The organism is Xenorhabdus griffiniae (genome assembly GCF_001028135.1).
GTDB classification, from domain to species: Bacteria; Pseudomonadota; Gammaproteobacteria; order Enterobacterales; family Enterobacteriaceae; genus Xenorhabdus; species Xenorhabdus bakwenae.
Window position 1 is genome coordinate 34,475 of record NZ_LDNM01000037.1, and the last position, 19,659, is coordinate 54,133.

General features: G+C 45.5%; 17 protein-coding genes and 2 pseudogenes. 8 read left to right on the forward strand and 11 right to left on the reverse strand.

Annotated features, from left to right (window positions below):
• Positions 1 to 28: 28 nt before the first annotated feature.
• Both AAY47_RS09550 and AAY47_RS09555 read left to right on the forward strand, forming a co-directional pair.
• On the forward strand, positions 29 to 397 hold the full coding sequence (locus AAY47_RS09550; RefSeq protein ID WP_047769284.1) for a DUF4810 domain-containing protein: 369 nt from the start codon (positions 29 to 31) through the stop codon (positions 395 to 397).
• Positions 397 to 1,062: a DUF799 domain-containing protein gene (locus AAY47_RS09555; RefSeq protein ID WP_047769242.1), complete on the forward strand. Its 666-nt coding sequence runs from the start codon at positions 397 to 399 to the stop codon at positions 1,060 to 1,062. The genes AAY47_RS09550 and AAY47_RS09555 overlap by 1 nt, the downstream gene beginning before the upstream one ends.
• 61 nt (positions 1,063 to 1,123) lie before the next feature.
• Here AAY47_RS09555 and AAY47_RS09560 read toward each other — a convergent pair whose 3' ends face one another.
• The 3 genes and pseudogenes from AAY47_RS09560 to AAY47_RS09565 form a co-directional block, all read right to left on the reverse strand.
• The gene (locus AAY47_RS09560) at positions 1,124 to 2,464 is read right to left on the reverse strand and encodes an MATE family efflux transporter (RefSeq protein WP_047769244.1); all 1,341 of its coding nucleotides are present in this window, start codon (positions 2,462 to 2,464) and stop codon (positions 1,124 to 1,126) included.
• A 345-nt stretch (positions 2,465 to 2,809) separates the two neighbouring features.
• Positions 2,810 to 2,956 (reverse strand): annotated as a pseudogene (locus AAY47_RS21700) (polyamine aminopropyltransferase); the annotation flags it as partial.
• A 108-nt stretch (positions 2,957 to 3,064) separates the two neighbouring features.
• On the reverse strand, positions 3,065 to 3,421 hold the full coding sequence (locus AAY47_RS09565) for a YacC family pilotin-like protein (protein ID WP_047769246.1): 357 nt from the start codon (positions 3,419 to 3,421) through the stop codon (positions 3,065 to 3,067).
• Between the two features lie 814 nt (positions 3,422 to 4,235).
• Here AAY47_RS09565 and hpt point away from each other — a divergent pair.
• The gene (gene hpt, locus AAY47_RS09570; RefSeq protein ID WP_047769248.1) at positions 4,236 to 4,781 is read left to right on the forward strand and encodes a hypoxanthine phosphoribosyltransferase; all 546 of its coding nucleotides are present in this window, start codon (positions 4,236 to 4,238) and stop codon (positions 4,779 to 4,781) included.
• Positions 4,782 to 4,980: 199 nt separating this feature from the next.
• Here hpt and can read toward each other — a convergent pair whose 3' ends face one another.
• Positions 4,981 to 5,634 (reverse strand): carbonate dehydratase, encoded by a 654-nt coding sequence (can, locus tag AAY47_RS09575; RefSeq protein WP_047769250.1) that lies wholly within the window; start codon positions 5,632 to 5,634, stop codon positions 4,981 to 4,983.
• 185 nt (positions 5,635 to 5,819) lie between these two features.
• On the opposite strand from can, the gene AAY47_RS09580 reads away from it, so the two are divergent.
• Both AAY47_RS09580 and AAY47_RS09585 read left to right on the forward strand, forming a co-directional pair.
• Entirely contained in the window at positions 5,820 to 6,743 is a 924-nt protein-coding gene (locus tag AAY47_RS09580) for an ABC transporter ATP-binding protein (RefSeq protein ID WP_047769252.1), read from the forward strand.
• Positions 6,743 to 7,513, forward strand: a complete 771-nt coding sequence (locus tag AAY47_RS09585) for an ABC transporter permease (protein WP_047769253.1) — start codon at positions 6,743 to 6,745, stop codon at positions 7,511 to 7,513. The genes AAY47_RS09580 and AAY47_RS09585 overlap by 1 nt, the downstream gene beginning before the upstream one ends.
• 71 nt (positions 7,514 to 7,584) lie before the next feature.
• On the opposite strand, the gene panC is transcribed toward AAY47_RS09585, so the two are convergent.
• The 7 genes from panC to sfsA form a co-directional block, all read right to left on the reverse strand.
• On the reverse strand, positions 7,585 to 8,442 hold the full coding sequence (panC, locus tag AAY47_RS09590) for a pantoate--beta-alanine ligase (protein WP_047769255.1): 858 nt from the start codon (positions 8,440 to 8,442) through the stop codon (positions 7,585 to 7,587).
• A 39-nt stretch (positions 8,443 to 8,481) separates the two neighbouring features.
• A complete protein-coding gene (panB, locus tag AAY47_RS09595) occupies positions 8,482 to 9,273 on the reverse strand; it encodes a 3-methyl-2-oxobutanoate hydroxymethyltransferase (protein ID WP_047769258.1) in 792 nt (263 codons plus the stop codon).
• Between the two features lie 32 nt (positions 9,274 to 9,305).
• Entirely contained in the window at positions 9,306 to 9,788 is a 483-nt protein-coding gene (gene folK, locus AAY47_RS09600; RefSeq protein ID WP_047769260.1) for a 2-amino-4-hydroxy-6-hydroxymethyldihydropteridine diphosphokinase, read from the reverse strand.
• Position 9,789: 1 nt separating this feature from the next.
• Positions 9,790 to 11,148: a polynucleotide adenylyltransferase PcnB gene (pcnB, locus tag AAY47_RS09605; protein WP_235428331.1), complete on the reverse strand. Its 1,359-nt coding sequence runs from the start codon at positions 11,146 to 11,148 to the stop codon at positions 9,790 to 9,792.
• 304 nt (positions 11,149 to 11,452) lie between these two features.
• On the reverse strand, positions 11,453 to 12,337 hold the full coding sequence (gluQRS, locus tag AAY47_RS09610) for a tRNA glutamyl-Q(34) synthetase GluQRS (protein ID WP_047769262.1): 885 nt from the start codon (positions 12,335 to 12,337) through the stop codon (positions 11,453 to 11,455).
• Positions 12,338 to 12,393: 56 nt separating this feature from the next.
• Complete coding sequence (dksA, locus tag AAY47_RS09615) at positions 12,394 to 12,849, reverse strand: RNA polymerase-binding protein DksA (protein ID WP_047769264.1); 456 nt, start codon at positions 12,847 to 12,849, stop codon at positions 12,394 to 12,396.
• A gap of 196 nt (positions 12,850 to 13,045) precedes the next feature.
• Positions 13,046 to 13,756, reverse strand: coding sequence for a DNA/RNA nuclease SfsA (gene sfsA, locus AAY47_RS09620; RefSeq protein WP_047769265.1), 711 nt, complete (start codon positions 13,754 to 13,756; stop codon positions 13,046 to 13,048).
• A 103-nt stretch (positions 13,757 to 13,859) separates the two neighbouring features.
• Here sfsA and hrpB point away from each other — a divergent pair, with 103 nt between their 5' ends.
• The 3 genes and pseudogenes from hrpB to AAY47_RS09635 form a co-directional block, all read left to right on the forward strand.
• Complete coding sequence (gene hrpB, locus AAY47_RS09625) at positions 13,860 to 16,340, forward strand: ATP-dependent helicase HrpB (protein ID WP_200897758.1); 2,481 nt, start codon at positions 13,860 to 13,862, stop codon at positions 16,338 to 16,340.
• 49 nt (positions 16,341 to 16,389) lie between these two features.
• Positions 16,390 to 18,864 (forward strand): bifunctional glycosyl transferase/transpeptidase, encoded by a 2,475-nt coding sequence (gene mrcB, locus AAY47_RS09630; protein WP_047769269.1) that lies wholly within the window; start codon positions 16,390 to 16,392, stop codon positions 18,862 to 18,864.
• A 240-nt stretch (positions 18,865 to 19,104) separates the two neighbouring features.
• A pseudogene (locus AAY47_RS09635) lies at positions 19,105 to 19,593 on the forward strand (type I restriction-modification system subunit M N-terminal domain-containing protein); the annotation flags it as partial.
• Between the last annotated feature and the right edge of the window lie 66 nt (positions 19,594 to 19,659).

Sequence of the window (19,659 nt, forward strand, 5' to 3'; positions counted from 1 at the left end):
TGAAATGTTTTTTAGGGAAAACAGCGGTATGTATTTGATAAGAAAGACGGGGATGTTGCTGGGAGTACTATTAGTAGCGGAATCATTAGTGGGATGTGTCAACGCACCTAAGACCATATATGAATGGGGAAATTACCAATCAACCCTATACCAATATTACCAGCAGGATAAAACGGGACCACAAGAGCAGATTCAGGCATTGCAAAAAGTGGCTGAACAAGCTAAGGCTAAAGATAATCCGGTTCCACCGGGTTTGCATGCACAAATGGGATTGCTTTACAGTAATATCGGCAATATTGAGGATGCATTCCAGCAGTTTGAGATAGAGAAAAATCTATTTCCTGAATCAGCACCTTACATGGATTTTCTGTTAAGCAAGAATAAGGGAGTGAAATAATGAAGCGTTTTCTGGGGGCGATTGGTTTCTTATTTCTGCTGGTACTAGCAGGGTGTGCTAACAATAAACCGTATGATTATTCAGCCTTGAGAGAAAGCAAACCTAAATCTATTTTAGTTCTGCCTGCCATAAATAAGTCTGTAGAAGTGCAGGCTTCTGGCAGTTTTCTGTCTCAGGTGACTTACCCACTGGCAGAATCCGGCTATTATGTTTATCCCGTTGCGGTGGTTGAAGAAACCTTCCGCCAAAATGGTGTCACAGAAGCGCAGGATATCCACGATATCAGCTATAAAAAACTGTATGACATATTTGGCGCAGATTCCGTTCTTTACCTGAATATTACCCAATACGGTACGCAATATCAGGTGATTAACAGTGATACCCGTGTCAGTGCGACAGCGCGTCTGGTGGATTTGCGCACGGGTAAACAACTGTGGAATGGCTCCGCGACAGCATCTTCCACCGAAAATGATAATTACTCCAGCGGCGGTTTGATCGGGATGTTGGTATCAGCAGCCATCACCCAGATCGCAAATACCGTTATGGACAGAGGTCATGATATTGCAGACATCACCAGTAATCGTTTGTTAAGTGCGGGTGGATATGGATATGGCCACCTACTGTATGGCCCACGTTCAGAATTCTATGGTAAAGAAAAATTATAGGATTTGATGGGAATAAAATGCCGCAGATAAATTTGCGGCATTTTTTACTGTTATTTTTTAACTAGACATCCAATCGCTTGGCTTGCCATCTTTTAGACTTCCAACGCCAAGAGTTCACTAACCCGCGGATCCATTCGTCGCAGAAGAATCCTATCCAGATCCCCAAGATCCCCATTCCCATAGTAATTCCTAGAAAATATCCGACTGGAATAGAGATCCCCCACATACAAATTAACGCGGTATAGAGTGGAAAACGAGCATCACCGGAAGCGCGCAGGGCATTGACCATCACAATGTTGAAAGTGCGTCCTGGTTCCAAAAATACCGAGAGCAGGAACAAAGGCAGCAGAAGTTCAACAATCTTCTGATCTTCTGTCATGAAATAGAGTAGTGGCTCCCTGAAAATCCAGAACATTAAGACGATGCCTACTGTAACAATCACACCAATTCTCAGGCTCTTCACCCCCCGAAGATAGGCGTCTTCAAAACGCTTTGCTCCAACAAGGTGACCCACCATAATCTCATTGCCAATGCTGATAGAGATACCAAACAACATAATGAACAGAGATAGTTGGAAGTACAGCGTTTGCGCGGCCAGAGACATTTCACCCATCAGGCCGATAAATGCCTGTGCAGTCATATATTGTAGGATCCACACCAAATTTTCACCCGCAGCGGGTAAACCGATGTGCAGGATTTTTCCCAATATATTCTTGGACCAGCTCACGAGCAATTTAGGTTCGAGTTTGAGCTTCAAACCACAAAACAGTAATCCGAAGAGCAGAATAACAGCCACAGTACGGCCAAATACCGTAGACCACGCTACGCCTTCAAGCCCATATTGAGGTAGTCCAAAGAATCCATACAGCACGATCATATTGCCGACAATGGTCAGCAAGTTGGCAATCAGCGTGACATACATGGCCGATTTCGACTTGCCATAAACCCGCATGCAGGCGGCCAGAATAATTGAAATCGCTTCGGGGATCAGACAGATACCAAGAACATGCAGATAAGCGAACCCCTCTTCCATCAGATTTTCAGGCAGGTTCATGAGATGCAGGATCTTATAACCGAAGAACACGGTGACCAGCGCACAACTCAAACCCAACAGAAAATTAAAGGCGATGGAAATATGAATCGCCTGACCTGCTTTATTGCGTTTCCCTGATCCCAGATATTGCGCGATGACAACACTGCAACCTACGCTAATGAAGTTAAAAATTGTAATAAAGAGATCAAAGACATGATTACCCACTCCCATTGCAGCAAGGTAAGCAGTAGAAATATGGCTGACCATATACGTATTAATTAATAACGTCGCCATATGCAGAAAGATATCAATGAAAATCGGCCAGCTTAATGAAAAAAGCGAGCGATCAACAACATCAGACTGATGCATTAGTAAAACCTATTTATTAGAAGTGAAATGGAAGGGCTTTCGCGGTGTGACATACCCAGAAAGCATAGTTGATTTTACAGGGTTTATTGATGATTTGATAGGCAGACAAGCGATTTATGTCTTCATCTCCTGCGGTAATTGCCGTAGGAGTCAGGTGTTGTGGCATTGTTTTCCAAAAGAGTCTGATAAACACGGTAAATTTGGTTATCTTACCGTTGAGTTGTTAAGCCCAGATCATGCTCCCAATGCTTAGATATTGTGAGAAACTCCCCGCTTTTTATTATGGGTGAGTATGGCTAAAGTTGATGTGGTTTGCCGCTACTGTCACAAAACAGAAGAGGTTAAAAGTGCCATGATGCAGCCTGGGGCTGTATTTTCAAAAATAATGAGATCTTGATGCTCTGTTTTATCGTGATATAGCAGGTTTTCAACTGCGAAATACTGACCGAAATTGGGATGCAACGTTTCATACCAAATTCCTTTTTGTGACATGTTCCGCTCTTCCTTCATTGTGATCTTCATCGGCATTGGCTGCACATAGTAGCCGGTAATTCACATATCCGTCACTTGGTTTTAACATGAAATTAATCTTGGAAGTATTTAAAAGGAACTTTTTATATAGGAGAGCAGGCTGAGGGAGTTCTTTGCAAGAGAACGGCATTTAACCTCATGAGGTAAGTTGATATCCTTTAAGTCATTGTAACCTAATTGATTTAATTCTTGCATTAACTGACTATCATAGTTACTGAGATCCCACTTGTTACGTTGGGCAAAATAGATAATTGTACGTTTAATTTGAAAATCTGGGATTTGGCTATAGCCGCAGTCATGTTTTAGATAGATATAGACGGCTGTCAGATCAGCGAGATCTTCAGCTTCATTCTCAGACAGCGCTGTTGCTGGTTGAGCAAAACTAAACAGAGCCAGAATGTACGCGAATAAGGCAATTTTTTGCATAATTTCTATTATACTGATTTTCTACCGTTTTACTTAAATTAACATATTAATATCTTTGTTAGCCAAACTTTATTTGCTTCAATTTAATAAAATGACCATTTTTTCTGCCAGTGAGCTTATGTTATTGAGCACGATATAAATAGTCACATTCATTTTTAGCTTTGATTTGTGATTGTTAAAAAAATCAACTGGTTATTTTCCTCTCAGCCTGACCGCGTTTGAACCAGTGTCAAGCGGTATCTGGATGCATATGCAATCATTGGCCGATTTAGCGAAATAATTTCTCTTCCAAACGAAGAAGCGGGATAGCTTGCTGTCTTAGCCGCACTTGTTGCTCAGTCGTGAGCGTGCGTCATCTGTTTTCATTCATACAGGATATCAGATATGAATTTATTCCGGTTAAAAAATGTTCTATTTCAGGGGGGGATCCCGCCCGATATGCGATATAAGTGAATTCAAGTTGCCAGGAATGGCAAAAATAATATTGATAGCCAGAATGGGAGCGTCCATGACGGCAGATCCCTCCCTCTAACTGTAAACAAGGTGGATAGGTTACAGCAATCACTATCTAATACATGACTCATGGTACTACGAGTGTGTAGCCGCATTCACCTCAAACCCCTATTTGTAGGTAGTCATAGATTCACCCTTCTTTTACTGTAGGTGATGAATTCTGATATGCTTTGCAAAATATTTTGTTCTCATGTTTTCTTGTGTGTGCGTTTTTGTGTGGTGAACGGTATATCAATCGGGGTATCACTTTGGGTAAAACGCCACATGGTTTATTTAAATTTTTAATTAAAAACATATATTTATGAGTGAATTAAAACATATTGTAGAAGTAATGATCTCCGAACAAGAGGTTAAGCAACGTATTGCTGAGTTAGGGCAGCAGATTACAGAACACTATCGTAACAGCGATCGTGAATTAGTGTTGATTGGCTTGTTAAGAGGGTCGTTTATCTTTATGGCCGATCTATGCCGTGAAATTCAGGTTCCCCACGAAGTGGATTTTATGACTGCATCCAGCTATGGCAATGAGATGAGTTCTACCCGCGATGTGAAAATCCTCAAGGATCTGGATGAAGACATTCGTGGTAAAGATGTGCTGATCGTTGAAGATATTATCGACTCAGGCAATACACTGAACAAAATCCGCGAGATTCTGGCGCTGCGTGAGCCTCATTCACTGGCGATTTGTACTTTATTGAACAAACCCTCTCGCCGCGAAGTCGATGTGCCAGTTGAGTGGATGGGTTATTCAATCGAAGATAAATTTGTCGTCGGTTACGGCATTGACTATGCACAGCGTTATCGCCATCTGCCTTATATCGGACATGTCATCTTGCTGGAAGATTAATTTTTGCAATCAGCAAAAATAATCAATTTGGTATATACCAATCCAACTGCAAGATGCGTGTTATATTTCCCCGCGCAACGGGGAAATATAAGGCCTCGCGTCGTCTTGCGGATGGCAGCTTGAAATTTATCGGGTAGAAGCAAATGGCAGCTTTGGGGCTGCCATTTGTTTTTCTAATAATAGATTGCCTTTCGGGTTACTATTTTGTCTGAGATAACTTGGAAATAGCCTGACGGTAATTAAGTTCCAATTTTTCACGGCTGTCAGCGGTAATATCCAGATCATGTAATTCACCATCCTTCAAACCATATACCCAACCGTGGATCATCACTTTCTGCCCGCGTTTCCATGCAGATTGCATAATGGTTGAGTGGCCAAGGTTGTAAACCTGTTCAATGACATTCAACTCACACAGGAGATTCAGCCTGTCGTTAGGCGGTAACTCACCCAGCATGGAACTGTGTTTGTACCACAAATCACGGATATGGAGCAGCCAGTTGTTGATTAAGCCCAATTCAGTGCCATCCACAGCCGCTTCAATGCCACCGCAACCGTAGTGACCACAGATGATGATGTGCTCAACCTGCAAAACATCAACGGCATATTGTACAACAGACAGACAGTTTAAATCGGTATGGATAACAAGGTTAGCGACGTTTCTGTGTACAAAAAGATCGCCAGGGGCTGCATCAATCAGCTTTTCGGCAGGTACTCGGCTATCAGAGCAGCCTATCCACAGAAAATGGGGTTTTTGTGCTTTTGATAATTCTTTGAAGAACAGGGGGGTTTCTTCGTTTACGGACTTTGACCACTGTTTGTTCCTGGCAAACAGCTCTTCAATTTTTCTCATCATAACTAATAGCCTAGTAACATTTTTGAGATAGAATCATATACAACATTAATTGAGAATTTAATATTTAATTGAAGTATGTTTTTTTATTGGTCCCCTATTATTGCGAAGAAATAGGGGGAAAATAATGGCATACTTTCTCTCTTGCAGCAGTCAGAATTAGCAAATAATAAAGGTATTTTTTACTTATGGCTTACGCATTGGAATTGACGCAGCTCACGAAAGTCTATGAGAGTAGAGTGAAAGCGCTGCGGGGGATTGATTTGCGTGTAGAAGAAGGTGATTTCTACGCGCTTTTAGGGCCAAATGGCGCCGGGAAATCGACCACGATAGGGATTATTAGTTCCTTGGTTAATAAAAGTGGGGGGACGGTCAGGGTTTTTGGCTACGATATTGATACGGATCTCATTAATGCCAAACGGCAGCTTGGCCTTGTTCCACAGGAATTTAATTTCAATCCATTCGAAACAGTGATTCAGATTGTCTTAAACCAGGCGGGATATTATGGCGTTCCACGCAATCTGGCGCAGGAACGGGCTGAAATCTATCTTACTCAATTGGATCTATGGGAAAAGCGCAACGAGCGTGCCATTCGTTTATCTGGCGGTATGAAACGGCGTTTAATGATTGCCCGTGCCTTAATGCATCAGCCGAAGTTGTTAATTCTTGATGAACCTACAGCGGGCGTGGATATCGAACTGCGCCGATCGATGTGGGAATTTTTGAAAGAACTGAATGCGCAGGGAACCACAATCATCTTGACGACCCACTATCTTGAAGAAGCTGAGATGTTGTGCCGAAACATCGGCATTATCCAACATGGTGAGCTGGTGGAAAACACCAGCATGAAAAACCTGCTCAGTCAACTTGAACGTGAAACATTCTTGCTGGATTTATTACCAAAAGAAGCAAAGCCTGTTATTGACGGCTACGATTACCGTCTGATTGATGCAGTCACGCTGGAAGTGGATGTAAAACGCGGGCAGGGATTAAATGATGTTTTCTCCCAGCTAAGTAAGCAGGGTATACAAATCAGCAGTATGCGTAACAAAGCGAATCGCCTGGAAGAGTTGTTTGTCGGATTGACCAATAATAGCCAAGGAGAGAGGTAATGATCCAATTATACTGGGTGGCTCTGAAAACCATTTGGATTAAAGAAGTCACCCGCTTTGGGCGTATTTGGGTACAGACATTACTGCCGCCGGTGATCACGATGTCTCTTTATTTCGTTATCTTCGGCAATCTGGTCGGTTCCCGCATTGGCGAAATGGGGGGAGTGGGTTATATGCAATTTATTGTGCCTGGGTTGATAATGATGTCAGTGATCACCAACTCTTACGCTAACGTTTCTTCGTCTTTCTTTGGCGCTAAGTTCCAGCGTAGCATTGAAGAAGTACTGGTCGCTCCGGTTCCAACCCATATCATTATTGCTGGATTTGTTGGAGGGGGCGTAGCGCGTGGGGTATGCGTTGGCATCCTGGTGACACTGGTTTCCCTATTGTTCGTACCGCTACAGATACATTCATGGGGAATGGTGGTGATCACTTTGCTGGCCACATCAATCTTATTTTCATTGGCGGGGCTATTGAATGCCATTTTTGCGAAAACGTTTGATGATATCAGTATTATTCCAACATTTGTGCTGACCCCGTTAACCTATTTGGGGGGCGTATTCTACTCCCTTACCCTGTTACCTGCTTTCTGGCAGATAGTGTCAAAACTAAATCCCATCGTCTATATGGTCAGTGGCTTCCGTTATGGTTTTCTCGGTATTATGGATGTTTCTCTGGCGATGACGTTAGGTATGCTGGGGCTTTTTATTGTTGGATTCTATCTATTGGCCTGGTATCTGATTGAATCAGGGCGAGGGCTGAGAACTTAATAGCCAAAAAATTTAATACTCCGCCGTTGATTGCGGCGGAGTGACGGTATGCACATATCCCACAATTAAAATCAGTCAGCCAAATCAACTTGCTGATTATCAATCAGCCGGGTTTGCCCTAACCATGCCGCCATTAGAATTACGGCTTTTTTACTTTGTGCCGTTAATGGCATCAGGTTTTCTGCATCACGAATAAATAACTCATCCGGCATAAAGCCTTCTTCCCGCAAATGTGCAGATGCCAGCTCAATGAGTCGTTCAGTATCGCGTTCACCATTTTTCAGCTTTTCTGCCATACATTGCATAACTTTATTCAGCAAAGGCGCAAATTTTTTCTCTTCAGCGGATAGAAGGCTATTACGTGAGCTGAGTGCCAATCCAGTTTTATCACGGACAATCGGCACGGAAACCAAGGTAATATCGTAAGCCATATCTGCAATCATCTTGCGGATAATCTGTAATTGCTGGAAATCTTTTTCGCCGAAATAAACCAGATCGGGCTGGATCAGGTTAAACAATTTGCTGACAACGGTAGTGACGCCCCGGAAATGTCCTGGTCGGCTGGCACCTTCAAGAATATGGGAGAGTTCGGGGACTTCGACAAAAGTTTGGTTGCCGTTTAAACCATGTGGGTACATCTCGTTAGCATTAGGGGCGAATATCAACTCGACATTGCGGCGGCTTAGTTTTTCGCAATCTTCCTGCAAGGTTCGAGGATAATTGACCAGATCGTCTTCTCGATCAAATTGCATCGGATTGACGAAGATACTGACGATAACAACGTCAGCCTGTGCTTTGGCAGTATCAACTAACGCCATATGACCATCATGCAGGTTTCCCATCGTAGGGACGAAAGCAATACGTTTGCCCGCCTGACGCCAGCGCCGGATTTCTCGGCGTAAAATGGGGATCGTTTCTATGATCAGCATTGCTGTACTCCTTTAATTAGTCGTCATGCTGGAGAATATTCAGTTGAACGAGTGTGCCGGGTCGGGATAGGTGCCGCTTTCTACTTGTTCAATGTACAGGCGAATGGCATCCCTCATATTGCCAGCTTCATTGAGGAAATCTTTAGCAAATTTAGGTGGTTTTGCGGTAATGCCCAAGGCATCATGCATCACCAGAATTTGACCGTCAGTCATATTGCCCGCCCCAATGCCAATAACCGGAATGTCCAGTGCTTCAGTAATACGCTGCGCCAGTGCAGTCGGAACACATTCTAGCACCAGGAGTTGCATACCTGCTTTTTCTAAGGCAATCGCATCGTCAAATAACTTTTGGGCTGAGGTATCATCGCGGCCCTGAACTTTATAGCCACCGAGGACATTGACGGATTGTGGTGTCAAACCTAAATGACCGCAAACGGGGACGGCTCGTTCGGTCAGCATTTTGACGGTATCACATAGCCAATCTCCGCCTTCAATTTTGACCATATTGGCACCAGAACGCATGAGTGCCGCCGCATTACCAAAACTTTGTTCGGGGGTTGCGTAGCTCATGAAAGGCATATCTGCGATGAGAAAAGCATGAGAGGCACCAGCACGAACACTTCGGGTGTGGTAAGCGATATCTTCAACGGTAACGGGCAGGGTAGAGTCAAATCCCTGTATAGTCATGCCGAGTGAATCACCAATGAGCATGACGTTAATACCTTGTCCGGCGAAAAGGTGGGCGAAACTGGCATCGTAAGCGGTGATGGTTGCAAATTTGCGCTTTTCTTTTTTTAACTGACTGAGATCAGCCAGGGTGGTTGATTTCATCATTCTCTCCTGAATAGTGATACCCTCTATTTTTATAACCAAAGCGTCAGGTCATTTTCTGGCACTTTTTTTAATTGCGCTGTCAGGGTTTCTCCATCGGGAAACACAAGGTCAGGTGCAATTTCTGCCAGTGGATAAAGCATGAATTCACGCTGTTTTAACCCATAGTGGGGAACTGTCAAGCGTTCGGTGTTGATGATGTGATTACCAAACAACATGATATCCAAATCGAGCGTTCTCGGTCCCCAGCGTTCGTCTTTACGAACGCGTCCTTGTTCCCGTTCGATCGCTTGGGTGTGATCAAGCAATGTTTCTGGTGATAACCGCGTTTCCAATGCGACGGCTAGGTTGAGGTAATCTGGTTGATCCTGTGGTCCCATTGGTTTGGTTCGGTAAAAAGAGGATCGAACAATGAAAGTGGTATCAGGGATCTTTTTCAGGGCAGCAAGCGCGTTATTGACTTGCTGCAAAGGTTCGGCCAGATTGCTGCCAATGGCAATATAGACGCGAGTCATATTAACCGTTATTCCTGTGATGGCGAGTGCGTCCAACACGACGGGGGCGTGTCCGGCGGCGAATGGGTTCGTTGCCCAGATCAGATATCATTTCGCGCTGTTGTGGTGATGTTGACTGTTGGAATTCAGTCCACCAATGTACCAGTTCTTTCAGGTCATGGCGTGGCTCAATGCTGGCGCGCAATTCCAGTAAGTCATACGCCGCACGGAACTTCGGATGTTCCATTAACTTATTTGCTCGTTTTCCCTGACGGCGTGGCAAACGAAGCTGGAGTAACCAGATATCGCGCATGGTGGTGGTATAACGTTTCGGGATCGCAATGGAACGACACTGTTCATCAAGAATATCATTCATTGCTAACGCAAAGGCGTCGTAATACTGTAATCCACCTTCCTGTGTCAGCTTTTCCGCATGTTCAATCAAGGGATACCATAGCATGGCCGCAAATAAGAAAGCGGGATTCACTCTCTTGTCACTTTGTAAGCGAAAATCGGTATTTTTCAGCACTTGTACTAACAGCTTTTCCATTGACGAATCACCACGTTGGGTGAAACCCGGTTGAATAAGTGGAAACAATGACTGGAACAGGTGATATTCGCGCAGCAGTTTATAAGTCCTGTAACCCTGTCCTGTCTGTAACAGTTTCAGCGATTCTTCGAACAGACGTGCCGCTGGAATATCCTTCAACAGAAATGCCAGGCGCGGGATAGGTTCAGCGGTAGCTGGCTCGACAGTCATACCCAGTTTGCTGGCAAAACGGACAGCCCGCAGCATACGCACGGGGTCTTCCCGATAGCGCGTTTCAGGATCACCAATCAGGCGAATGATACCTGCGTTCAGATCGGCCATGCCCCCGACGTAATCCCGCAGTGAGAAATCTTCAATGCCATAATAGAGGCTATTGATTGTGAAATCACGACGAACGGCATCTTCTTCTACTGAACCAAAAATATTATCCCGCAGTAACATGCCGCTTTGAGCTTTATGTGACTGGTTCCGGTCATTGCTTTCAATTTGATCATGTGGCCCGCGGAAGGTGGCAACTTCAATCACATCAGGGCCAAACATGATATGGGCAAGGCGAAAGCGACGTCCGACAAGGCGACAGTTACGGAACAGTTGACGAACTTGTTCAGGTGTAGCATTGGTGGCTATATCAAAATCTTTGGGTTTTTTGTGCAGCAGCAGATCACGAACTCCACCACCGACCAGATAAGCTTCAAAACCTGATTTATTTAGGCGATACAGAACTTTCAAGGCATTATCACTGATGTCCTTGCGTGAAATTGGGTGCTGGTCGCGTGGGATCACCGTGATCGGAGAGTCCGAACGTATTGCCTTTACGGGTTTTTTCTTCATTTTGTCGTTTTCGGCATGTGATGAAGATGAATGATTCCCTCTGCTACGTTTACGCAGAGGACTGCTCTCTGTTTGAGCAGAATGGTCAGATACGGTGACTGGCCTTTCACTGACTGCCGGTGCGTCGCGCTTTGTTCTGTGATCGCGGATTAATAAATTACGACAGAAAGTTGCTACTCGGTTAAAAATGGTACACCTCGGTAGTGACTGATCAATTAAAACAAAAACAGCCGCCAATCATAACTTACTGGACATTTTTTGAGAATGCTTACAGTACCAATAGAAAGACTTTATTTAACTTAGTCTATTCACTAGGTTTTTTTGGCGGAACCGCGTTTATATTCCAACCGACGATAGCTTGCTGTAGCAGTTGATCTGTGGTGAGATCCTGCCAGCCTGCAATAGTGGGCTGATTCAGAAATGATAACGCATCAATAAGCAATGGTCTTGGGTCGCTCAATGGGATCGGCTGGGCATGATTTTGCTTAGAAAGTTTATTTCCCTCTTTATTTAGCACGAGAGGTAAATGCACATAATCTGGTGTTGCAAAATTCAAATGCTGATACAGAGATAGCTGGCGAACCGTGGGATCAATTAAATCAGCTCCTCTGACAATTTCAGTGACACCTTGAGAGTTATCATCAATAACAACGACAAGATTATAGGCAAATAAACCGTCTTTGCGATAAATAATAAAATCTTCCTCAGCCATTTTCGTAGGCACGGTGATATGGCCTTGCCATTTATCGTAAAAACCATAAACCGGATGGCGTTGTTTTAGACGAATGGCAGCGTTGTGAGCGGGCAGAGACAAATGTCGGCAGTGGCCATGATAAAAGCCGCCCAGTTGTTGAATGTGTTGGCGGGTGCAGGTGCAGTAATAGCTATCACCTTGCTGTTTTAATTGATCGAGGATGGCACGGTAAGCGTCATGACGCTGGGATTGATAGAGTACTTCACCATCCCAGTAAAGACCATAATGCTCAAGAGCTTGCAATATCCGCGTGGCGGCTCCGGGAATTTCCCGTGGGGGATCAATATCATCAATACGCATCAGCCATTTCCCGTGACAGGCACGGGCTTGCAGATAACTGCCCAATGCAGTCACCAAAGAACCAAAATGGAGATCGCCGGAAGGAGATGGCGCAAAACGGCCAATATATAACGAGGGATGTCTGGATTGAGTCATCGTCGATTCAACATAGGGGCATACGGCGCATTTAGCGCCGTACTTAACCCTATTGGTTAGCCAGCCATTTGTTTTTCACGAATTTCGGCCAACGTCTTGCAGTCAATACATAAATCGGCTGTTGGCCGAGCCTCTAAACGGCGGATGCCGATTTCAATCCCACAGGCTTCACAATAGCCAAAGTCTTCTTCTTCGACCTTTTTCAGCGTTTTTTCGATCTTTTTGATCAACTTACGCTCACGATCCCGATTACGTAATTCAAGACTGAACTCTTCTTCTTGCGCCGCACGGTCAACTGGATCAGGGAAGTTTGCTGCCTCATCTTGCATATGAGATACAGTACGGTCTACTTCATCCCTGAGTTGATTGCGCCATGCTTCCAGAATCAGCCTGAAATGCTTTAACTGGGCATCGTTCATGTATTCTTCGCCTGGCTTTTCCTGGTAAGGTTCTACCCCAGCGATGGCGAGAATGCTCAAGGACGAGGTTTTACGTTTTTGCCCTTCTTGCATAATGCTTCTCCTTACACACGCACTATCAAACGACCCCCCGATAAGAGGGGGAAAAAAAATAGGCCGCTATAAATAGCAGATGACTGCGAGGTTGGCAATTGTTCCTGCCATTAGTTTTGCAATGGTGTGAAGGCAGGCATGTTTACTGCCTAAATATGTTGCAAAACCCCTCTTGTCCGTATGATTTGTTTACAAATTATCCCATTGATACGAAAGGTAATTTGTCACTTATAACCATCCCGTTTTCTGTCATGCTGGCCTTATAACAGATTACTTCGACCCCTGATTGGCATGCTTGTTCCAAAAGAAAAGCATAATCATGGTCAATATGTTTTGCTGCTGCAACCTGGCTGATCCCAGAATGTAAAACAGCAAATAACAAAACAGCCCGCTGGCCTTGTTGTGCTATCAATGATAGCTCACGTAAATGTTTTTGCCCTCGAATTGTGACCGCATCAGGAAAATATCCATAATTTTCTTGTAACAATGTGACTGACTTGACTTCAATATAGCAGCTAACTTTTTGTTTTGATTGTAACAATACATCTATGCGACTTTTCTCTTTGCCATAGCCAACTTCACGACGCATGTGCTCATATCCAGATAATTCCGAGATAATATTTTTTTCAATAGCTTGATAGGCCAGGGCATTGGCTCTGAGGGTATTGACACAAATCCAGTGACCATCCTGGGTTTGCGTGAGTTCCCAGCTATTGGGGTACTTGCGTTTGGGATTATCGGATGTGGAATACCACACGGTATCCCCTGGCGTGGCACATCCTGTCATGGCACCCGTATTGGCACAATGTATAGTGAGTATTTCTCCTTCTGGCGTGAGGACATCCGCAAGAAAGCGTTTATAACGGCGGATTAAGGTAGCCGGTTTCAGGGGAGGTGAAAATTCCATAAACTTTCCTTCATAACCCGTGGGCGAATGAAATCAAAGGCGCTAATGCTACAATGGCATCCACTGAAAGTTAATTCATTATGGTGATCCTTTGTTATTGCCCATGTGTAACCTATTACCCATTTATGACGTGGTTGGCTCCGTTATTGCTGCATTGCAAACGTCGAAGCAAGTGTTATTACATGCGCCAACGGGCGCTGGAAAATCGACCGGATTGCCATTGGCAATTTTACAGCAGGCGCAGTTGCCGGGGCGCATTATTATGCTGGAACCGCGGCGCATTGCTGCACGGAGTGTGGCTGAACGCCTTGCCGAACAACTCAATGAACCTGTTGGTATGACCATCGGCTACCGGATGCGTTCGGAAACTAAAGTCAGTGTTGCAACACGGATTGAGGTTGTGACCGAAGGGATTTTGACGCGTATGCTGCAACAAGATCCTGAATTGAACGGCATCTCTTTGGTCATTCTTGATGAATTTCATGAACGCAGTTTACAGGCCGATCTTGCATTAGCACTGCTGCTGGATGTACAGGAAGGGTTGCGCGATGACCTGCGTATCTTGGTGATGTCGGCAACATTGGATAACCAGCGCCTTTCTTCTTTATTACCCGATGCGCCTGTGATTGTGTCAGAAGGGCGTAGTTATCCGGTAATCAGGTCATATCATCCACTTCCTTCTCATCAACCTTTTGAACAATCCGTTGCATCGGCGGTACTGCGTTTATTGCAACAGGAAACGGGATCGTTATTGCTGTTTCTGCCCGGTGTCGGTGAAATTCAGCGGGTATTGTCGCAATTGGCCGGTAAGATCAATGACGATACGCTGTTGTGTCCATTGTATGGGGCATTGTCGTTGACAGAACAACGCAAGGCAATCACACCGGCGCCAGTGGGGATGCGTAAAGTTGTACTTGCTACCAATATTGCAGAAACCAGTTTGACAATTGAAGGTATCCGGTTAGTGGTAGACAGTGGACTGGAACGCGCCGGCCGATTTGAACCGAAGAGTGGCCTGACACGCTTAATGACCCAACGCATCAGCCAGGCATCTATGGTTCAGCGGGCAGGGCGGGCTGGACGACGAGAGGCAGGTGTCTGTTGGCACTTATTTAGTCAGGATCAGGCAGAAAGAGCCAGAGAGCACAGCGAGCCGGAGATCTTGCATGCAGATCTAAGCGGTCTACAGCTCTCTTTACTACAGTGGGGGTGTCGTGACAGTAACCAGCTTCATTGGTTGGATAATCCACCACAACCCGCATTAGCGGTTGCAGGTTCCCTGTTGCTGCGCCTTAGGGCGTTAGACGACAACCAGCAACTGACTTCCCGTGGTTGGCAAATGGCGGCATTCGGCAGTGAACCCCGTTTGGCGGCGATATTGTGTTCAGCTCAGGAGAGCGAAGATAAAAAAGGCGAAGGCTGGGCAGCATTGATAACAGCAGCGAAATTGGTCGCCATTCTGGAAGACCCCCCGCGTCGTGGACAGCCTGACCTACTCTATTGGATGACAGAGAATCAGCGTCATTGGCAGCAACGAGCCAATCAGCTGGTCAGGAATTTTACAAATCAACGGGCGGATAAAACAAGCCATACTGAAAACCTGAGATTAGATCTTGTGCCTGAACTCCTGGTGCAGGGTTTTCCAGACCGGATCGCTAAAAACCGCGATAATCTTGGCCGTTTTCAGTTAGCCAATGGCTTGGGGGTGGCACTGGAACGTGAAGAGCCGCTGTCGGGAGAGGCTTGGTTAATGACTCCCTCATTACAGCAAGGAAACAGCCATCCTGATGCACAGGTTTTGCTTGCCTGCCCGTTGGCGATTGAACAGACTATAAAGCAATACCCTCATCTGTTTACTGAGCATACAACCGTAGAATGGGATGATAATAAAGGCTCATTACGGGCGTGGAAGCGTTTGCAATGTGGGCGATTAATTGTTAAAGCCCAGCCACTGGCAAAACCTTCGGCAGCGGAATTACAAGAAGCCTTGCTGAATTGGGTCAGGCAGGAAGGATTATCGGCGTTGAATTGGTCACCGGAAGCGTTGCAGTTGCGCATCCGCCTGCAAAGAGCGACAGAATGGCTACCGGAGGTGGAATGGCCTGCGGTTGATGACGAAGCATTGTTGAACTCCCTTGAACAGTGGTTGCTGCCCGCCCTGGGTGATGTTGATGACTTAAAAGGCTTGCGCCAGATTGAGTTGTCCTCCTGTCTGAGGGGATTGCTTGATTGGCAACAGCGGCAAATACTGGATAATGAATTGCCTGCTAATTACACTGTGCCAACGGGCAGCAGGATCACTATCCGGTATTTCCATGATAAGCCTCCTGTACTGTCAGTGAGAATGCAGGAAATGTACGGAGAGCAGCAAAATCCAGCATTGGCGAAAGGACGGGTTTCAGTTGTCATTGAATTGTTATCTCCCGCCCATCGTCCATTACAGATCACGCAAGACCTTGCCGCGTTTTGGCAGGGAACGTATCGTGAAGTGCAAAAAGAGATGAAAGGGCGTTACCCCAAACATTTGTGGCCGGATGATCCTGCCAACACCGCACCGACCAGATACGTGAAAAAACGGCTGTAATTGTTTGTATTTATCTACCTGTATTTAATAAATAGTTGGAGAATTCGTTATGTCTGATGATGATCGTCAGCCAATCGGACGTAAGGGTAAAAAATCAGAACTTCGTCGTGGGCGAACATCTGATAAACGCAATCGGCGGGATGACTATGATGATGAAAATGATGATGTTGACGACAACGATGAGGATGAAGTCATGACGAAAAAAAGGAAGAGCGCCCGCAGTCCTAAATCCCGCCCGCCTAAAAAAAGAGGGCACTGGTTTTTGTGGTTGCTGCTGAAAATCTTTATTGTACTGGCGGTACTCATTGTCATTTATGGCTTCTATCTGGATAACAAAATCCGCAAGCGTATTGACGGAAAAGTCTGGGATTTACCGGCCGCAGTGTACGGACGGATGGTCAATCTTGAACCCGGCATGAATTATAGCAAGGATGAAATGATCCACTTGCTGGAAGGCATGCAGTACCGAAGTGTGACAAAGATCACCCGTGCAGGGGAATTTGTCGTCAGGGGGAATAGCATAGAGATGCTGCGCCGCCCATTTGATTTCCCTGATGGTAAAGAAGAGCAAATTCAGGCTCGACTGACTTTTGATAATAACCATCTTGCCAGCATTGAAAACATGGAAAACCAGCGGCAGTTTGGTTTTTTCCGTCTTGATCCCAAATTGATCACCATGATGCAATCACCGAATGGTGAACAGCGCCTGTTTGTCCCGCGTTCCGGCTTTCCTGATTTACTGGTTCAGACGTTGCTGGAAACAGAGGATCGTTACTTTTATGAACATGATGGCGTCAGGCCGCTTTCCATTGCCCGTGCGTTTTTGGCTAACCTGACGGCAGGACGTGCGGTTCAGGGGGGGAGTACCCTGACGCAGCAATTAGTGAAAAACCTGTTCCTCTCCAATGCACGTACCTTTAGCCGTAAAGCGAATGAAGCATATATGGCGTTACTGATGGATGCGCGTTATAGCAAGGATCGCATTCTGGAATTGTACTTGAACGAAGTTTTTTTAGGACAAAGTGGTGATGAGCAGATCCATGGTTTTCCATTGGCAAGTCTGTACTATTTTGGTCGCCCGATTGATGAATTGAGTTTGGATCAGCAGGCGTTGCTGGTGGGCATGGTCAAGGGGGCCTCGTGGTATAACCCATGGCGTCATCCTAAAACGGCGCTGGAGCGGCGCAATGTGGTTTTGAAAATTCTCCAGAACCGGAACATCATCAATCAGGAACTGTATGATTTACTGAGTGCCCGTCCATTAGGGGTAAAACCGAAAAGCGGGGTGATTACACCACAACCCGCCTTTATGCAATTGGTTCGTCAGGAATTGCAGGGAAAGCTGGGCGATAAAGTCAATGATTTGTCAGGGGTAAAGATCTTTACTACCCTCGATCCTGTTTCTCAGGATGCGGCGGAAAAATCCGTTGAAGAGGGCGTTGCTGCCCTGCGAAAAGTACGCAAGATGGATGATCTGGAAGGGGCGATGGTCGTTGTTGACCGTTTCAGCGGTGAGGTTCGCGCTATGGTTGGCGGCTCCCAGCCGCAATATGCTGGATTTAACCGGGCATTGAATGCCCGTCGTTTGATTGGCTCGCTTGCTAAACCTGCTACGTATCTGACGGCACTGAGCCAGCCGGATAAATATCGCCTGAATACCTGGCTGGCGGATGAACCTCTCTCTGTCCCTCAGGCGGGGGGAAAGCCCTGGGAACCGAAGAACTTTAGCCGTACTTTCAGCGGGCGTGTCATGCTGATCGACGCGTTAGCGCGTTCGATGAATGTGCCGACCGTGAATTTGGGACTGGATGTCGGGTTAGACCGCATTTCCAGCACCTTGATTGCATTGGGTATTCCTGCGAAAGAGATCCAACAGATCCCGGCTATGTTATTGGGCGCGATTAACCTGACGCCAATGGAAATGGCACAAGAATTCCAGACGATTGCCAGTGGGGGTAATCGGGCGAAACTTTCTGCGTTACGCTCCATCATTGCTGAAGATGGTACGGTGATTTACCAGAGTTATCCACAGGCAGAGCGTGTTGTACCGCCACAGGCCGCCTATCTGACGCTATACGGTATGCAGCAGGTCGTGGAGAGGGGTACAGGGCGTTCACTGACAGGGAAATATGGCAAATATCACCTGGCAGGTAAGACCGGAACAACGAATGATCTGCGTGACAGCTGGTTTACAGGCATTGATGGCAAAGAAGTCACGATTGTCTGGGCTGGGCGTGATAACAATGGGCCGACCAATTTGACCGGAGCGACAGGTGCATTGACGATTTACCGTCGTTATCTGGAAAATGAAACGCCACTGGAACTGAATAACCGTCCACCGGAAGGTATTGTGGATATGTCCGTCAATGAAGATGGCAGTTTCAACTGTGAAGGAAGCGGTATCAGAGTATTACCGGTTTGGACTGATGATCCTCAGAAGTTATGCCAGCAATCGGCACAACAGCCTATCGAGGAGAATGAAGAAGAAGCGCCTGGCTGGCTACGTGAGATGTTTGGTCAGTGATAAGTTATTGGTAAATCATACACTAAGCAGTACCGTATACTTTAGATAGAAAAAGGGCTTCATTGATGATCTGAACATCGTCGCTAAATTAATATCAAAACCACGGATGTCCAAAATGCCCCAAGATGACGACTAAACTTGTAGCGATTCAAAATGATTAGAACGTCTTTACTCGTTATAATACCGGCCTGATTATGGGCCGAAGGCCATTCAAAAACGGATTAAAAGTGGAGTTTCACAATGACAAGTACCCAACAACGAGCCGAACTACAGCGTCAAATTTGGCAAATTGCCAACGATGTGAGAGGTTCAGTTGATGGCTGGGATTTCAAACAGTATGTACTCGGTACGCTGTTTTATCGTTTTATAAGTGAAAACTTTGCAAACTACATGGAAGGCGGTGATGAGAGTATCAACTACGCTGAGCTTTCAGATGATATTATCACTGACGATATTAAAGATGATGCCATTAAAACCAAAGGCTATTTTATTTACCCAAGTCAGCTGTTTGCTAATATTGCCGCAAATGCTAATAAAAATGATAATTTAAACAAAGACTTAAATTCCATTTTTGTAGCTATTGAAAGCTCTGCCAGCGGCTACCCATCTGAAGACGAGATCAAAGGGCTTTTTGCTGATGTCGATACCACCAGTAACCGTTTAGGTAATACTGTTAAAGACAAAAATATCCGCTTGGCCGCTGTCTTAAACGGTGTGGCAGGGCTTAAATTTACGCGATGCTCGACTTTTATGATGAGTTGAAATGACATAGCCGCTCCTTTATAACTTTAAGTC

Coding starts and splice junctions, on each gene's coding strand:
- AAY47_RS09550 (WP_047769284.1), top strand. CDS start 29: ATGTATTTGATAAGAAAGACGGGGATGTTGCTGGGAGTACTATTAGTA.
- AAY47_RS09555 (WP_047769242.1), top strand. CDS start 397: ATGAAGCGTTTTCTGGGGGCGATTGGTTTCTTATTTCTGCTGGTACTA.
- AAY47_RS09560 (WP_047769244.1), bottom strand. CDS start 2,464: ATGCATCAGTCTGATGTTGTTGATCGCTCGCTTTTTTCATTAAGCTGG.
- AAY47_RS09565 (WP_047769246.1), bottom strand. CDS start 3,421: ATGCAAAAAATTGCCTTATTCGCGTACATTCTGGCTCTGTTTAGTTTT.
- hpt (WP_047769248.1), top strand. CDS start 4,236: ATGAGTGAATTAAAACATATTGTAGAAGTAATGATCTCCGAACAAGAG.
- can (WP_047769250.1), bottom strand. CDS start 5,634: ATGATGAGAAAAATTGAAGAGCTGTTTGCCAGGAACAAACAGTGGTCA.
- AAY47_RS09580 (WP_047769252.1), top strand. CDS start 5,820: ATGGCTTACGCATTGGAATTGACGCAGCTCACGAAAGTCTATGAGAGT.
- AAY47_RS09585 (WP_047769253.1), top strand. CDS start 6,743: ATGATCCAATTATACTGGGTGGCTCTGAAAACCATTTGGATTAAAGAA.
- panC (WP_047769255.1), bottom strand. CDS start 8,442: ATGCTGATCATAGAAACGATCCCCATTTTACGCCGAGAAATCCGGCGC.
- panB (WP_047769258.1), bottom strand. CDS start 9,273: ATGAAATCAACCACCCTGGCTGATCTCAGTCAGTTAAAAAAAGAAAAG.
- folK (WP_047769260.1), bottom strand. CDS start 9,788: ATGACTCGCGTCTATATTGCCATTGGCAGCAATCTGGCCGAACCTTTG.
- pcnB (WP_235428331.1), bottom strand. CDS start 11,148: ATGAAGAAAAAACCCGTAAAGGCAATACGTTCGGACTCTCCGATCACG.
- gluQRS (WP_047769262.1), bottom strand. CDS start 12,337: ATGACTCAATCCAGACATCCCTCGTTATATATTGGCCGTTTTGCGCCA.
- dksA (WP_047769264.1), bottom strand. CDS start 12,849: ATGCAAGAAGGGCAAAAACGTAAAACCTCGTCCTTGAGCATTCTCGCC.
- sfsA (WP_047769265.1), bottom strand. CDS start 13,756: ATGGAATTTTCACCTCCCCTGAAACCGGCTACCTTAATCCGCCGTTAT.
- hrpB (WP_200897758.1), top strand. CDS start 13,860: ATGTGTAACCTATTACCCATTTATGACGTGGTTGGCTCCGTTATTGCT.
- mrcB (WP_047769269.1), top strand. CDS start 16,390: ATGTCTGATGATGATCGTCAGCCAATCGGACGTAAGGGTAAAAAATCA.